This window comes from Luteococcus japonicus (assembly GCF_003752415.1).
Classification (GTDB): domain Bacteria; phylum Actinomycetota; class Actinomycetes; order Propionibacteriales; family Propionibacteriaceae; genus Luteococcus; species Luteococcus japonicus.
Genome location: NZ_RKHG01000001.1, coordinates 2,794,547 through 2,810,472, shown reverse-complemented (window position 1 = coordinate 2,810,472; position 15,926 = coordinate 2,794,547). Strand labels below are relative to the sequence as shown.

The window sequence follows — 15,926 nt, the reverse complement described above, 5'->3', positions numbered from 1 at the left end:
GCCGGCACCGTGCAAAGCACGAAGTGAGCGTAGGCTTGCCGGCATGCCCCATGCCGACGTGAGCGATGTTCCCCTGGATCCCGTCCGTGCCCGCAATGCCGTTCTGGGCGATGCCGATGGCGCGTGTGTGCTCTTCGAGGGGGTGGTCCGCAACCATGACCACGGACGGGGGGTGACGGCCCTGTCCTACAGTGCCCATCCCGATGCCGTGGGCATTCTTACCTCCGTGGTGGAGGAGGTGGAGCGTGAGTTCGGCGTCACCGCCTTCGCCGAGCACCGTGTCGGGGACCTACGCGTCGGCGACGTCGCTCTGCTGGCAGCGTGTGCCAGCGCCCATCGGGCAGAGGCCTTCCGTGCCTGCGGTGAACTCGTCGACCGGATCAAGGTTCGTGTCCCGGTCTGGAAGAACCAGGTCTTCGATGACGGTTCCACTGAGTGGGTGGGTCTTGGTGACTGCTGACCCGCACGACGAGACCTGGCTGCGTCAACGCACCATCCTGGGAGAGGACGGCCAGCGTCGCCTCGCCGACGCCCGGGTGCTGGTGGTGGGTTGTGGAGGGCTTGGCGCCGGCGCCATTCCACCGCTGGTCGCCGCCGGGATCGGCACGATCACCCTGCTGGACGACGACGTGGTCGCCCCGTCCAATCTGAACCGTCAGACCCTGTTCAAGGCGCAGGACATCGGCCGCTCCAAGGTGGAACTGGCCACGCGACGCATGCAGGCCCTCTCCCCCACGGCCATCATCACCGGCCGTGAGCACCGCCTGACTCCAGACGATGTGGATCTGGTCTCCCAGTTCGACGTCGTCGTGGACTGCACGGACCGAGCCGCCTCACGGGCCGCCATCTCCGCGGCCTGCCGCGCCGCCCAGATTCCCTGGGTATGGGCAGCAATTGACGCCTGGTCTGCGGTGATCAGCGTCTTTGTACCGGGTCACACCGCGTGGGAGGACGTCGTCCCGCATCCGACGGAGGCCCCCAGCCCGCCAGACATCCTCGGAGCTGCACCCTCGATGGCGGGAGCATGGCAGGCCGCCGAGGTCGTGAAGCTGTTGACCGGGGTGGGCAGCCCCTTGATCGATCGACTGGCCATTGTGGACCTGTTGACGGCCGACGTGCGTTTCGTGGAGACCTCGCGCCCAGTGTGACCAACGGCTGGCAGCTCCGGCCGCGGCGCGCCACAATGGACAAGGCTCCCCCAGCCGGGCACGTGCCCGTACCAACCACACCGAAAGGCACAATCATGAGCTTCAGCGAATCCCTGCTGGACCCCGCCAAGCGTCCGCAGGTCGTCACCGCGATCGCCACCGTCATCGACGAGGAGGTCAACTCCAAGGGCGGTCTGGGCGGAATGGCCATCAAGGGGGCCTATGCCAGCGCGAAGAAGATGAAGGACGGCATCGTCCCCAAGGGAACCGACGCCATGCTGCCGGACATCGCCAGCGCCCTGGAGCCCTTCTGGAATGCCAAGGGTGACCAGGACTTCGGCGCCTTCCTCTCGAGCCGCTCCGCTGAGGTGGCCGACGCGCTGCTGGCCGTGGCCGATGCGAAGGCGGAGTCGCCGGACAATGCGGCCATCGCGAAGTTGTACAAGCCGATCCGTGGCAAGGCCAAGGGCTATGTCGAGGAGGCGCTGCCCCGTCTGGCGGGTGCCATCACCCCCTTCGTGTCCTGATCTGATCCGAAACGACGAAAGCGCTCGGCCCCAACAGGGGCCGAGCGCTTTCGTGGCTCTTCGGACTTGAGGGTGGATCAGGTGTCCAGGCCGCCGGCGATGAGTAGGCAGCGTAGTCGGTAGTTGTCGCGGTTGCGGAAGCCTCTGGCGATGCGGCGGTGGAGTTCGATCAGTCCGTTGATCGCCTCGGTGGGGCCGTTGGATGCGCCGTCGGTGTCGAAGTAGGCCAGGAACGCCTCGCGCCATTGTTTGAGGGTGCGACCCAGTCGTGCGATCTGCGGGATCGGGCAGGTCGGCAACGTGTCCAGCAACTGCTGGGCTGCGGCCCGGCCCGCGGCTGGGGTGTCGGCGTGGTAGATGGCCCGGACGCGTTGAGCGGCTTGCCAGGCGATGAACACTTCCTCATGGGCTTCGTGGGCCTCGATCGCTGTCTGGAGGCGGTGTTTCTGCTTGTCGGACAGGTTCGCGGCCGAGCAGCGCAGGATCGTCTGGATCCCGAACAGGGGCTCGCCCTTGCGGCCCCGGTGAGCGAGGGTGGCCTGCTGGACCCGACGGCGGACCTCATCGACTGCTTGGGTCGCGAGCTTGACGACGTGGAAGGCGTCCAACACGGCGGTGGCGTCGTCGAGGTGGTCGTCGATCGCGTTCTTGTAACCACGAAACGGATCCAGCGCCGCGACCTCGATGTGGGCGAGCCAGTTTGTGTCGCGGTCTTGGAGCCAGTCGGCGTACACCCTCCCGGAACGTCCCGGCACTAGGTCGAGCAAGCGAGTCCGGGCAGTGCCGTCGTTGCTGGGGGTGAAGTCGACCATGCCGGTGAGCATCTTCGGCCCACGAGTCCTCGGGTTGCAGTGGTGCCACACGTGCTCATCATCCCCCAAGCGCTTCACGCCCTCGAAACGCGTCGGGTCAGCGTCAGCGGCTTGCAGAACTGGCTTGATGGCGCGCCACAACGTCTTCCATGAGATGCCGAGTTGGCGGGCCAGTCCACTGACTGCAGCGTGCTCGCGGCGCAGTTGCTCGATCGCCCACCTGGTGGCGCGCGTGGTCAACCGGTGTCCGGCGGGGGCGATGCGCTCGTCGGTCTCGGTGAAGGTGTGCTGGTCACACAGATGTTCCCTGCACACGTAGCGGTGCTTGACCCAGTGCAGCCGCACCGGCCGGCCCATCGCGGACGCGTCGATCAGCGTCACGGTTCTGCGGTCATGAACCCTGGCGAGGACCCCGCAGGACGGGCACCCCCGCTCAGCGTGGTCGCTGGCCACAGTCACCACCACAGCATGGTCGTCGTGGTCCACCGCGATCACGTGGAGCCCGGGCAGGTCGAGCCAGGCATCACAACAGGGGCAGGGCTGGGTAGTCTGGGACAACGTCGAGGTCCTTGGCGATCAGGAGAGGTAAGAGTCCTCTGATCATGCCCGGGACCTCGACCCCTACCCGGACCGGGTCACCCGACTACACCACCTGATCCACCCTCAAGTCCGAAGAGCCGCTTTTGTGTTCTGCATCACCTACCCGTGCCCGGGCATGTGAAAACACCCCCTGGGTTGATCATTGCTGATCACCCAGGGGGTGTTTGTAAGTCCGGCGGTGTCCTAGTCTCCCACAGAGTCCCCCCTGCAGTACCATCGGCTCTAAAAGGCTTAACTTCCGGGTTCGGAATGGGACCGGGTGTTTCCCTTTTGACATGACCACCGAAACACTATGGAAATATCAGTCGATTCCCGACCATATTTCGGGAACCACACAGTGGACGCGTAACACCTTTGTAGAAATACAAGCCCTCGGCCTATTAGTATCGGTCAGCTCCACACATTGCTGTGCTTCCACATCCGACCTATCACCCCGTGGTCTACAGGGGGCCTTACCAGATTATTCTGTGGGAACCCTCATCTTGAAGCGTGCTTCCCGCTTAGATGCTTTCAGCGGTTATCACTTCCCAACGTAGCCAACCAGCCGTGCTCTTGGCAGAACAACTGGCACACCAGAGGTTAGTCCGTCCCGGTCCTCTCGTACTAAGGACAGCTCTTCTCAAGATTCCTACGCGCGCAGTGGATAGGGACCGAACTGTCTCACGACGTTCTAAACCCAGCTCGCGTGCCGCTTTAATGGGCGAACAGCCCAACCCTTGGGACCGACTCCAGCCCCAGGATGCGACGAGCCGACATCGAGGTGCCAAACCATGCCGTCGCTGTGAGCGCTCGGGCAAGATCAGCCTGTTATCCCCGGGGTACCTTTTATCCGTTGAGTGACGGCGCGTCCACATGCCACCGTCAGATCACTAGTCCCGACTTTCGTCCCTGCTCGACCTGTCGGTCTCACAGTCAAGCTCCCTTGTGCACTTACACTCAAAACCTGATTGCCAACCAGGCTGAGGGAACCTTTGGGCGCCTCCGTTACCTTTTGGGAGGCGACCGCCCCAGTCAAACTACCCATCAGGCACTGTCCCTGAACCAGATCATGGTCCTAGGTTAGATATCCAGAACAGCCAGAGTGGTATTTCAACGTTGACTCCACAACCACTGGCGTGGCCGCTTCAAAGTCTCCCACCTATCCTACACAAGCTGTACCGAACACCAATACCAAACTATAGTAAAGGTCCCGGGGTCTTTCCGTCCTACTGCGCGTAACGAGCATCTTTACTCGTAATGCAATTTCGCCGAGTTCATGGTGGAGACAGCGCCCAAGTCGTTACTCCATTCGTGCAGGTCGGAACTTACCCGACAAGGAATTTCGCTACCTTAGGATGGTTATAGTTACCACCGCCGTTTACTGGGGCTTAAGTTCACCGCTTCGACTTACGTCTAACAGTTCCCCTTAACCTTCCAGCACCGGGCAGGAGTCAGTCCGTATACGTCCTCTTTCAAGTTGGCACGGACCTGTGTTTTTAGTAAACAGTCGCTTGGGCCTGGTCTCTGCGACCCTCAACGCCGTCAGCAGCAAGTGCCTGGACGTGTCAGGTCCCCCTTATCCCGAAGTTACGGGGGTATTTTGCCGAGTTCCTTCACCATGATTCTCTCGATCGCCTTGGTATTCTCTACCTATCCACCTGTGTCGGTTTAGGGTACGGGCGGCTCACAACTCGCTCACGAAGCTTTTCTAGGCAACATAGGATCACTCACTCAACCAACCAAAGTTGGTCTCCCCATCATGTCTCAGGCTTGATGAAACGCGGATTTGCCTACGTCTCGCCCTACACACTTGACCCGGGACAACCATCGCCCGGGATGAGCTACCTTCTTGCGTCCCTCCGCAGCTTGCCTACTACATCATTGGTTCACAGACTCATGTGACCATCACCCGAAGGATCCAGACACACTCGCGTGCTTAGCATCAAATGATTCAGCATGGACGTTGTTTCGCCGGTACCAGAATATCAACTGGTTGTCCATCGACTACGCCTGTCGGCCTCGCCTTAGGTCCCGACTTACCCAGGGCAGATTAGCTTGACCCTGGAACCCTTGGATATTCGGCGGACGGGTTTCTCACCCGTCATTCGCTACTCATGCCTGCATTCTCACTCGTGTGCTCTCCACGGCTGGGTCACCCCGCCGCTTCACCGTGCACACGACGCTCCCCTACCCATCCACACACCTGCCGTAAGGAGGTTAATATGTGAATGCCATAGCTTCGGTGGATAACTTGAGCCCCGCTAAATTGTCGGCGCGGAATCACTTGACCAGTGAGCTATTACGCACTCTTTCAAGGATGGCTGCTTCCAAGCCAACCTCCTGGTTGTCTGCGCAACTCCACATCCTTTTCCACTTAGTTATCGCTTAGGGACCTTAGCTGATGATCTGGGCTGTTTCCCTCTCGACTACGAACCTTATCGCCCGCAGTCTCACTGCCGCGCTCTCACTTTCCGGCATTCGGAGTTTGGCTGATTTCGGTAAGCTTGTGGGCCCCCTAGACCATCCAGTGCTCTACCTCCGGAAAGAAACACGCGACGCTGCACCTAAATGCATTTCGGGGAGAACCAGCTATCACGTAGTTTGATTGGCCTTTCACCCCTATCCACAGCTCATCCCCTCGGTTTTCAACCCAAGTGGGTTCGGTCCTCCACGACGTCTTACCGTCGCTTCAACCTGGCCATGGATAGATCACTACGCTTCGGGTCTAGAGCGTGCGACTCAAACGCCCTGTTCGGACTCGCTTTCGCTACGGCTTCCCCACACGGGTTAACCTCGCCACACACCACTAACTCGCAGGCTCATTCTTCAAAAGGCACGCCGTCACCCCAAAGGGCTCCGACGGATTGTATGCGATCGGTTTCAGGTACTATTTCACTCCCCTCCCGGGGTACTTTTCACCTTTCCCTCACGGTACTTGTCCGCTATCGGTCACCAAGGAGTATTTAGGCTTAGCGGGTGGTCCCGCCAGATTCATGCGGAATTTCAGGGGTTCCGCACTACTTGGGGTGACACTCACAAGTGAACAACTTACGACTACGGGACTATCACCCGCTCTGGTCCAGCTTCCCAACTGGTTCGCCTTCATTGATCATTTTTTACTTGTCGACAGAATGACAGTACTGTCAGAGTGGCCCCACAACACCGCATGTGCAACGCCTGTCAGCTATCACACACACACGGTTTGGCCTCTTCCGCTTTCGCTCGCCACTACTCACGGAATCACGGTTGTTTTCTCTTCCTGTGGGTACTGAGATGTTTCACTTCCCCACGTTCCCTCCAACTACCCTATACATTCAGGTAGAGGTTGCCGGACATGACTCCGGTAATTTCAAGGTTTCCCTATTCGGAAATCCACGGATCACAGCTCGTTTACCAGCTCCCCATGGCTTATCGCAGGTTACAACGTCCTTCATCGGCTCTTGGTGCCTAGGCATCCACCGATCGCACTTAGTAGCTTGTAAAATTCTACAAAGATGCTCGCGTCCACTGTGTAGTTCTCAAAATACGGGCGACACCACAACATCAACCAGGCAAAACCCGATCTCAATCCATGGCTCGACAAGAAGGCGTCACCAACATGACCGACCCTTCAGGACCCAACAGCGTGTCACACCACCATCCACCAATCCCCACTTTCCACTCCCCCACAACAGGGGCTGTACTCACGAAAACCAGCATCCGATGATGCCTCAGTCAATGTTCCACAATCCAGAGCCACACTGGCCGTGAACGAACGCCACGGAACCAGGTGAATGACAACCACAAAAGCAGCTGTTCAAAGCTCCTTAGAAAGGAGGTGATCCAGCCGCACCTTCCGGTACGGCTACCTTGTTACGACTTAGTCCTAATCACCAGTCCCACCTTCGACAGCTCCCTCCTCACGGTTGGGCCACTGGCTTCGGGTGTTACCGACTTTCATGACTTGACGGGCGGTGTGTACAAGCCCCGGGAACGTATTCACCGCAGCGTTGCTGATCTGCGATTACTAGCGACTCCGACTTCATGGGGTCGAGTTGCAGACCCCAATCCGAACTGAGACCGGCTTTTTGGGATTCGCTCACCCTTGCAGGTTCGCAGCCCTTTGTACCGGCCATTGTAGCATGCGTGAAGCCCTGGACATAAGGGGCATGATGACTTGACGTCATCCCCACCTTCCTCCGAGTTGACCCCGGCGGTCTCCAATGAGTCCCCACCATTACGTGCTGGCAACATTGGACGAGGGTTGCGCTCGTTGCGGGACTTAACCCAACATCTCACGACACGAGCTGACGACAGCCATGCACCACCTGTATACCGACCAAAAAGGGGCATCCATCTCTGAATGTTTCCGGCATATGTCAAACCCAGGTAAGGTTCTTCGCGTTGCATCGAATTAATCCGCATGCTCCGCCGCTTGTGCGGGGCCCCGTCAATTCCTTTGAGTTTTAGCCTTGCGGCCGTACTCCCCAGGCGGGGTACTTAATGCGTTAGCTGCGGCACGGATCACGTGGAATGTGACCCACACCTAGTACCCACCGTTTACGGCGTGGACTACCAGGGTATCTAAGCCTGTTTGCTCCCCACGCTTTCGCTTCTCAGCGTCAGGAAAGTCCCAGAGAACCGCCTTCGCCACCGGTGTTCCTCCTGATATCTGCGCATTCCACCGCTCCACCAGGAATTCCGTTCTCCCCTAACTTCCTCTAGTCTGCCCGTATCAGAAGCACGCTCAGTGTTAAGCACTGAGATTTCACTTCTGACGCAACAAACCGCCTACAAGCTCTTTACGCCCAATAATTCCGGACAACGCTCGCACCCTACGTATCACCGCGGCTGCTGGCACGTAGTTGGCCGGTGCTTCTTCTACGCATACCGTCACTTTCGCTTCGTCTGCGTTGAAAGCGGTTTACAACCCGAAGGCCGTCATCCCGCACGCGGCGTTGCTGCATCAGGCTTCCGCCCATTGTGCAATATTCCCCACTGCTGCCTCCCGTAGGAGTTTGGGCCGTATCTCAGTCCCAATGTGGCCGGTCGCCCTCTCAGGCCGGCTACCCGTCGAAGCCTTGGTGAGCCACTACCTCACCAACAAGCTGATAGGCCGCGAGCCCATCCCAATCCGCCGGAGCTTTCCAACACCCACCATGCGGCAGACGCTGAATATCCAGTATTAGCCGCCGTTTCCGGCGGTTATCCCAGAGACTGGGGCAGGTTACTCACGTGTTACTCACCCGTTCGCCACTCGTGTACCCCGAAGGGCCTTACCGTTCGACTTGCATGTGTTAAGCACGCCGCCAGCGTTCGTCCTGAGCCAGGATCAAACTCTCCGTTGAAAAATATCGACAACCACCACAAGGATGGCAACGTCGTCAATCAACAATGAATCCAACCACTGACAAAGAAACACCAAAACTGGCATTCCAATCAATAATCATACTCAAAGAAACCATAACCACCACCACAAACCCCCCACAAAGAAGAGATCCGAAAGCAATGGCCACGGGTAAAACTTGGCATTGACTTTAGACACGCTGTTGAGTTCTCAAGATTCGGGCACGATCCGCGCTTCAGGCCTAACAACCATCCGCTTGGGGCAACTCGATCAACCTTACTCGCTTTCATTCGGACTTTCAAATCCGACTTCCTGCGAGCCGTGAGCTACACCTCATTGTTCGAGGCTTCCCTCACTGTTTGCTGCCTTGCGGCAACTTGTTCAACATTAGTTCATCGAACCTTCTGTTGCAAATCCGATCCGAGGTTCTGGATCGGCGCCATGCGGGGGAACCACCGGTTCCTCCAACGAGGCGCGAGAGAGGACATTACACAGTGCGCGGCCGTACGTCCAATCGAGCTGGCGCGGTCGGCCCGCGCCAGCGGACCATCCCGTTGGGCGGACCGCGAGCCGGTCGCCTCGAGACAGGACTCCATGGCTGTGACTAGGAGATTTGTCACACTCCCGTCGGTATGACCACAGCTCAGGAAGTTGCACCCCTCTTGCCCGCCCGGAGAAGGCGCCCGGTAGGCTGGTGAGCGCTGGTTCGACCCGCGGAAGTGGGCCGTCGCAAGAGGGAATCCGGTGTGAATCCGGAACTGTCCCGCAGCGGTATATGGGAACGACATCACCCGTCCGGCATGCGAGGGATCGCACGCCACACGTGGAGCATTACTGCCCCACCGGACGAGAAGCACTGGGCCTGGGCCTGGGAAGCGGTGGTCGAGGAAGGCGCCGAGAGGCGAAGTGCCCATGAGTCCGAAGACCTGCCAGCAGCGTTGCACCAGCCAGGTGCACTCGCGCGTGGCGTCGAGCGACGGGAACAGACCTGCAGGGTGTTCCCGGATGCGGCCCACACCAGGATGGCGTCGAGGAGCAACTACGTCAGGTCGACGACGAACGTCGACGACAACCTCATCGGAGCAGGAGTCCCATGACAACGACCGAGCCGGTCGCCCGCGAGGGTGCTGTTGAGCTGAAGCTCGCCAGCGACTTCGCGAAGCCGGGGATGGACCAGTGGCGTGCAGCTGCCGCCAAGGTCCTCAACCGCGGGCGCCCAGAAGACAAGCAACTCACAGGGGAGCAGGCGGTCTCCCGCCTGGTCACCACCACCGTGGACGGCATCGAGATTGCGCCGATCTACACGCTGGAGGATGCCCCCGCCGAACTCGGCGTGCCGGGCGTCGCACCCTTCACCCGTGGCACCACGGTGCACAACGGTGAAGCGGACGCCTGGGACGTGCGTGCACTGCACGAGGATCCCGACGCAGCGTTCACCAAGCAGGCCGTGCTGACCGACCTCGAGCGTGGTGCCACCAGCCTCTGGTTCCGCATCGATCCCGATGCCGTGCAGGGCGAGCAGCTGGGCGAGGTCCTGGCCGATGCCCTCCTGGAACTGATCACCGTCGAGGTCTCCAGCCGCACCGACCAGGAGGCAGCCGCAGAGGCGCTGCTGAAGGTCGTCGAGGCCGATCCCAAGCCGGCCAACCACAAGAGCGTCGTGCTCGGCCTTGACCCGATCGGCTGCGCCGCCCTGAACGGCACCGCCCCCGAACTGGGCAAGCTCGGTCAGTGGGTCAAGCGCCTCGACGGGATGCGCAACTCCCGCGCGATCGTGGTCGACGCCACCATCTGGCACAACGCCGGTGCGGGCGACGTGCATGAGCTGGGCTTCGCCCTGGCCACGGGCGTCGAGTACGTGCGTGCGCTGATGGCCCAGGGGCTCACCGCCGACCAAGCCTTCGATGCCATTGACTTCCGTGTCACCGCCACCGTCGACCAGTTCGCCACCATCGCCAAGCTGCGCGCCCTACGCACCGCCTGGAACAAGGTCGGCGAGACCTTCGGCGTCAGCGCCACCAAGCGCGGTGCCCGCCAGCATGCGGTCACCTCGTGGCGCGAGATCACGCGTGATGACGCCTACGTCAACATGCTGCGCGGAACGATCAGCACCTTCGCCGCCGGTATCGGTGGCGCCGAGGCAATCACCACGCTGCCCTTCGACACCGTCTGGGGCCTCCCGGGCGACTTCAGCCGACGGATCGCCCGCAACACGCAGGTGGTCCTGGCCGAGGAGTCGAACATCGTGCGCGTCAACGACCCGGCCGGTGGCTCCTGGTATGTCGAGAGCCTGACCAGCAAGCTGGCCGAGGCCGCATGGGCCGTGCTGGGCAAGATCGACGCCGCCGGTGGCATGGCCAAGGCCGTCGTCGACGGTCTGCCGGTGCGCGAGCTGGAGCCCGTCATCGCAGAGCGCGCCAAGCGTCTGGCAACCCGCAAGAAGCCGATCACCGGCGTCTCCGAGTTCCCGAATGCCGGCGAAGCCGACGTGACCACCGCCAAGCCGCGCCCCGCAGCCCCCGAGTACAAGGGCCTTCAGTGGCACCGTGACTCCGAGGTCTTCGAGGGCCTGCGCGATGCCGTCAAGGCATCGGGTGAGGCCAAGGTCTTCCTGGCCTGCCTGGGCGCACGTCGTGACTTCGGTGGCCGCGAGAGCTTCGCGTCCAATGCCTTCCACGTCGCCGGTCTCGCGACCCCCGAGGTGGAGGGCGGAAGCGTCGAGGAGATCGTCGCGGCCTTCAAGGCTGCCGGTACCCCCGTCGCCTGCCTGTGCTCAAGCGCCAAGGTCTACGCAGACCAGGCACTGCCCGTCGCCAAGGCCCTGAAGGAGGCCGGCGCCAAGACCGTGCTGCTGGCCGGAAACCTGAAGGAACTGGGCGAGAGCGCATCCGAGGCCGAAGGCGTCATCGATGGAACCGTTGCCATGGGCATGGACATCGTCGCGCTGCTCGACCAGACCCTCGACACGTTGGGAGTGTCCAAGTGACCGAGATCCGTTTTGATTCCGTCCCCCTGGGTGAGCAGGCCGTTCCGGCCGATGCCCAGGCGCAGTTCGAGCAGCTGCTCTCCCAGGCACCCGCCGTCGAGCAGTGGGTGACTCCCGAGCAGATCCCCGTGGAGCACATCTACGGCAAGGACGTGTACGAGGGCATGGACTTCCTGGAGACCATGCCGGGCATTCCGCCCTTCCTGCGTGGCCCCTACGCCACCATGTACACGAACCAGCCGTGGACCATCCGCCAGTACGCGGGATTCTCGACGGCTGCCGAGTCCAATGCCTTCTATCGTCGCAACCTCGCGGCCGGCCAGAAGGGCCTGTCGATCGCCTTCGACCTGGCGACCCACCGTGGCTACGACTCGGACCACCCGCGGGTGTCCGGTGACGTCGGCATGGCCGGCGTGGCCGTGGACTCGATCCTGGACATGCGTCAGCTCTTCGACGGCATCCCGCTGGACCGGATGAGCGTCTCGATGACCATGAACGGGGCCGTGCTGCCCGTGCTCGCTCTCTACGTGGTGGCGGCCGAGGAACAGGGTGTGAAGCCGGAGCAGCTGGCCGGAACGATCCAGAACGACATCCTCAAGGAGTTCATGGTTCGTAACACCTACATCTACCCGCCGCTGCCGTCGATGCAGATCATTGCCGACATCTTCGCGTTCACCAGCGCGAACATGCCGAAGTTCAACTCGATCTCCATCTCCGGCTACCACATGCAGGAGGCCGGAGCGACGGCCGACATCGAGATGGCCTACACCCTGGCCGACGGCGTGGAGTACATCCGCGCCGGCGAGTCCGTGGGCCTGGACGTCGACCAGTTCGCACCGCGCCTGAGCTTCTTCTGGGCCATTGGCACCAACTTCTTCATGGAGGTTGCCAAGATGCGCGCCGCGCGCATGCTGTGGGCACGCCTCGTGAACCAGTTCGGTCCCAAGAACCCGAAGTCGATGAGCCTGCGCACCCACTCGCAGACCTCTGGCTGGTCGCTGACCGCCCAGGACGTCTACAACAACGTGGTGCGTACCTGCATCGAGGCCATGGGCGCCACCCAGGGCCAGACCCAGTCCCTGCACACCAATGCGCTCGACGAGGCCATCGCCCTGCCGACGGACTTCAGCGCCCGCATCGCGCGCAACACCCAGCTGTTCATCCAGCAGGAGTCGGGCAACTGCCGGGTCATCGATCCCTGGGCTGGCTCGACCTACGTCGAGAAGCTGACCCAGGACCTCGCGGAGAAGGCATGGGACCTCATCCAGGAGGTCGAGGAGGCCGGTGGCATGGCCAAGGCCATCGAGCAGGGCATCCCGAAGATGCGCATCGAGGAGGCCGCGGCACGTACCCAGGCTCGCATCGACTCCGGCCGCCAGCCGGTGATCGGCGTGAACAAGTACCTGCTGGACAACCCCGAGCCCCTCGAGGTCCTCAAGGTTGACAACGCCAAGGTGCGCGCCGAGCAGATCGCGAAGTTGGAGAAGCTGCGCGCCGAGCGTGACGAGGCTGCCTGCCAGGCAGCGCTCGAGAAGGTCACCTGGGCCGCCGCCAACCCCGACCCGACCGATCCGGAGCGCAACCTGCTGAAGGTGTCCATCGACGCCATGCGTGCGCAGGCCAGCCTCGGAGAACTGTCCGACGCGCTGGAGAAGGTTTTCGGGCGCTACACGGCACAGATCCGTACCATCAGTGGTGTGTACTCCAAGGAAGCTCAGGGATCCGAGTCGCTGGCCGAGGCCCGCAAGGCCGTCGAGGCCTTCGAAGAGGCCGAGGGCCGTCGTCCGCGCATCATGATCGCAAAGATGGGCCAGGACGGTCACGACCGTGGCCAGAAGGTGATTGCCACGGCCTTCGCCGACCTCGGTTTCGACGTCGACGTGGGCCCGCTCTTCCAGACCCCCGAGGAGGCTGCTGCCCAGGCCGTCGAGGCCGATGTGCACGTGGTCGGTGTCTCCTCGCTGGCAGCCGGGCACCTGACGCTGGTGCCCGCGCTGCGCGCCGAGCTCGACAAGCTCGGCCGTCAGGACATCCTGATCGTCGTCGGCGGCGTGATCCCCGAGCAGGACTTCGAGGAGCTGCGCCAGGCCGGTGCCGTTGACATCTACCCCCCGGGCACCAACATCCCGGAGTGTGCTGTCAGCCTGATCGACAAGATGCGCGCTGCGATGGACGCCTGATCCACCCACGCTGCATCCCCGCCGGGCGGTCCGAGCAAGCTCGGGCCGCCCGGCGCCATATCCGCTCCCCTTACCAAGAATGCTCCTGAGAAAGGTCGCACGATGCCCCGCAAGTTCGACGTTCCGGTCCTCGTGGAAGGCGTCCGCAAGGGACAGCGAGCCGCGGTCGCCCAGGCGATCACGCTCGTCGAGTCCCGGCTGCCCGCCCACCGCCCCATGGCCCGTCAGCTGCTCACCGAACTGACCAGCGTCCCCACCGACGCGGTCCGCGTCGGCATCTCGGGCGTGCCGGGCGCCGGCAAGTCCACATTCATCAATTCCATGGGGCAGCGGCTGATCGAGCAGGGGCACAAGGTCGCGGTGCTCGCCGTCGACCCCTCCAGCACCCGCACCGGCGGCTCCGTACTGGGCGACCGCACCCGGATGGGGGAACTCACCCAGAGCACCGATGCCTTCGTGCGCCCCTCCCCCAGTGGCAACCACCTGGGCGGCGTCGCCAGGGCCACCCGCGAGGCCATGCTCGTGGTCGAGGCCGCCGGCTATGACGTCGTGATCGTCGAGACCGTCGGCGTCGGCCAGTCCGAGGTGGCCGTGGCCGGAATGGTGGACACCTTCCTGATGCTCGCCCTGGCGCGTTCGGGCGACCAGCTGCAGGGCATCAAGCGCGGCATCCTGGAGATCACCGACGTGATCGCCGTCAACAAGGCGGACGGGGACAATGCCGGGGAGGCGCGAGTCACCGCCCGCGAGCTGTCGATCGCCATGAAGCTGGTGCAGCAGGGCGGCGACCGCCGGGTCCCGGTGCTGACCTGCTCGGCACTGCAGCGGATCAGTCTCGACGAGGTCTGGCAGGCGGTGCTGGACCACCGCGCCTGGCTGGAGGCCAATGTAGGGCTGGCCCATCACCGAGCGGAGCAGCAGGTGGTGTGGATGCACTCGCAGATCGAGGCGACCCTGCTGGACTCCATGCGCTCCAGCGAATACCTGCGCGAGCTCAACACACGGCTCGAGGACGACGTGCGCCATGGCCGCACCAGCGCCATGGAGGCCACCGCCGACTTCCTGCGCGACTTCGCGGCACAGGTCCCCCAGATGGACTGGGCCAAGGGCGCGAACAGGCTCTGAGGCCCCCTCGACAGGCTCGGGGAGCGCAGGGCCAACAGGCCCCAGAATGTGAGAGCGGCCCCGCAGGATCAAACTTCTGCGGGGCCGCTCTCGTACGTTGGTGCCTCAGAGGCTGGAAATGGGTCCCTCGTTCGCGGCGGGCGCCGCGTAGGTGGGGAACTCCTTGAGCGCCTGCTCGGCGATCTTGTTCATCATGTAACCATCGAGGACGCCACCGACGGCGCCGCCCACGATCGGAACTCCCTTGCCCAGCTTGGCCAAGGTTCCCTGGCCGACGCTCTTCAGCAGCCGGAATCCGACGGCCTTGTTGACCATCATCATCGCCGGGCGAGGCAGGTTGCGCAGCGCCATCGTGGTCAGCCGGCCCGTTCCCGTGACGACGCCAGCCTTGGCCATCACGTCCTCCGCATTGGAGCCCACCAAGGTGAGCAGCACGGCGGTGCGGATGTGGGGCTGGTGGATGTCATAGCCGCGCAGCTTGGCGACGGCGGCGGTCATCCGCGTGGCCTGCACGTAGAACTCCAGCAGGTTCGCCGGGATGGCCACAGGCATGGTGATGAAGCCGCCCAAGCTGGTCAGCAGGCCGCCCGCAGCACCGGAGGTGACGTGGCTGCGGACCACCTTGTTGACGGCCTTCTCCACGTCGCCACCAGCGGAGGACAGCGCGTCGTCGGCCACCGACGCAGCGGAGTCAAAGGGCTTGCGCCCGTCGATCCCGATGTGCAGGATGTTCTCGATCAGCTTGGTGATGGCACTGTCGTCGGCCGCAGGGTCCTGGGCCTGGTCCAGCGCGCTACGGGTCGTGCTGACGTCGGCCTTCTGGCCGCGCAGAATGTCGAAGATTCCCATGCTGCTCCTTGTGGTCTCGGAAGATCGAGGGTGGATCAGGCGCGATCGGCCTTGCCGTCGCCGTCGCGGTCGACGATCAGGCCCTTGGACTCCAGATCAGTGCGGTACTGGTTGCGCACGGCGCGTCCGGTACGGCTCGGCAGGCCGAGGCCCCCAGCCCAGCAGAAGGCCGCCCAGGGCCGCAAAACCTGCGGTGTAGTAGATCCGCATCGTCGGATCCTTGACGCCCGTGTTGTAACCACGGACCGCAGCCATCAGCTTGCCCATGTCCCACACGACATTGACGAGCATGGCACCGCCAGCAATGAGGGCAGCGAGGCCCAGCAGGATGAACAGCCATTTCAGAAACTTCATGGCACGAGCGTATCGGCAGCGGGATGGGTCCGCTGCCCAC

The 15,926-nt window shown here is 62.5% G+C and carries 10 protein-coding genes, 3 rRNA genes and 1 riboswitch; of the genes, 6 read left to right on the top strand and 7 right to left on the bottom strand.

The annotated features are described in order from the left end of the window. Positions 1-43 precede the first annotated feature (43 nt). The 3 genes from EDD41_RS13300 to EDD41_RS13290 all read left to right on the top strand — a co-directional run bounded on the left by EDD41_RS13300 (position 44) and on the right by EDD41_RS13290 (position 1,675). Positions 44-460 (top strand): molybdenum cofactor biosynthesis protein MoaE, encoded by a 417-nt coding sequence (locus EDD41_RS13300; protein ID WP_123576233.1) that lies wholly within the window; start codon positions 44-46, stop codon positions 458-460. Continuing rightward, entirely contained in the window at positions 450-1,148 is a 699-nt protein-coding gene (locus EDD41_RS13295; protein ID WP_170165385.1) for a HesA/MoeB/ThiF family protein, read from the top strand. Before EDD41_RS13300 ends, EDD41_RS13295 begins: the two co-directional genes overlap by 11 nt. A 95-nt stretch (positions 1,149-1,243) precedes the next feature. Continuing rightward, positions 1,244-1,675: a DUF6918 family protein gene (locus EDD41_RS13290; protein WP_123576232.1), complete on the top strand. Its 432-nt coding sequence runs from the start codon at positions 1,244-1,246 to the stop codon at positions 1,673-1,675. Positions 1,676-1,752: 77 nt separating this feature from the next. On the opposite strand, the gene EDD41_RS13285 is transcribed toward EDD41_RS13290, so the two are convergent. The 5 genes from EDD41_RS13285 to EDD41_RS17895 all read right to left on the bottom strand — a co-directional run bounded on the left by EDD41_RS13285 (position 1,753) and on the right by EDD41_RS17895 (position 8,561). Then, complete coding sequence (locus EDD41_RS13285; RefSeq protein WP_245995762.1) at positions 1,753-2,940, bottom strand: ISL3 family transposase; 1,188 nt, start codon at positions 2,938-2,940, stop codon at positions 1,753-1,755. Positions 2,941-3,257: 317 nt separating this feature from the next. Then, a 5S ribosomal RNA gene (gene rrf, locus EDD41_RS13280) occupies positions 3,258-3,374 on the bottom strand. Positions 3,375-3,447: 73 nt separating this feature from the next. Next, positions 3,448-6,548 (bottom strand): 23S ribosomal RNA (locus EDD41_RS13275). A gap of 328 nt (positions 6,549-6,876) precedes the next feature. Beyond that, positions 6,877-8,393 (bottom strand): 16S ribosomal RNA (locus EDD41_RS13270). The 16S, 23S and 5S rRNA genes sit together here, the layout of an rRNA operon. A 36-nt stretch (positions 8,394-8,429) precedes the next feature. After that, positions 8,430-8,561, bottom strand: a complete 132-nt coding sequence (locus tag EDD41_RS17895; RefSeq protein ID WP_281273158.1) for a hypothetical protein — start codon at positions 8,559-8,561, stop codon at positions 8,430-8,432. Positions 8,562-9,079: 518 nt separating this feature from the next. Beyond that, positions 9,080-9,340: riboswitch (cobalamin riboswitch) on the top strand. A gap of 145 nt (positions 9,341-9,485) precedes the next feature. Here EDD41_RS17895 and mutA point away from each other — a divergent pair. The 3 genes from mutA to meaB all read left to right on the top strand — a co-directional run bounded on the left by mutA (position 9,486) and on the right by meaB (position 14,683). Then, positions 9,486-11,378, top strand: coding sequence for a methylmalonyl-CoA mutase small subunit (mutA, locus tag EDD41_RS13265; RefSeq protein ID WP_123576230.1), 1,893 nt, complete (start codon positions 9,486-9,488; stop codon positions 11,376-11,378). Then, the gene (gene scpA / locus EDD41_RS13260; protein WP_123576229.1) at positions 11,375-13,558 is read left to right on the top strand and encodes a methylmalonyl-CoA mutase; all 2,184 of its coding nucleotides are present in this window, start codon (positions 11,375-11,377) and stop codon (positions 13,556-13,558) included. The genes mutA and scpA overlap by 4 nt, the downstream gene beginning before the upstream one ends. A gap of 102 nt (positions 13,559-13,660) precedes the next feature. Then, complete coding sequence (gene meaB, locus EDD41_RS13255) at positions 13,661-14,683, top strand: methylmalonyl Co-A mutase-associated GTPase MeaB (RefSeq protein ID WP_094765040.1); 1,023 nt, start codon at positions 13,661-13,663, stop codon at positions 14,681-14,683. A gap of 105 nt (positions 14,684-14,788) precedes the next feature. Here the strand turns inward: meaB and EDD41_RS13250 are convergent, their stop codons facing one another. Then, positions 14,789-15,532 (bottom strand): EcsC family protein, encoded by a 744-nt coding sequence (locus tag EDD41_RS13250; RefSeq protein ID WP_094765039.1) that lies wholly within the window; start codon positions 15,530-15,532, stop codon positions 14,789-14,791. A gap of 96 nt (positions 15,533-15,628) precedes the next feature. Then, entirely contained in the window at positions 15,629-15,886 is a 258-nt protein-coding gene (locus EDD41_RS13245) for a hypothetical protein (protein WP_123576228.1), read from the bottom strand. Between the last annotated feature and the right edge of the window lie 40 nt (positions 15,887-15,926).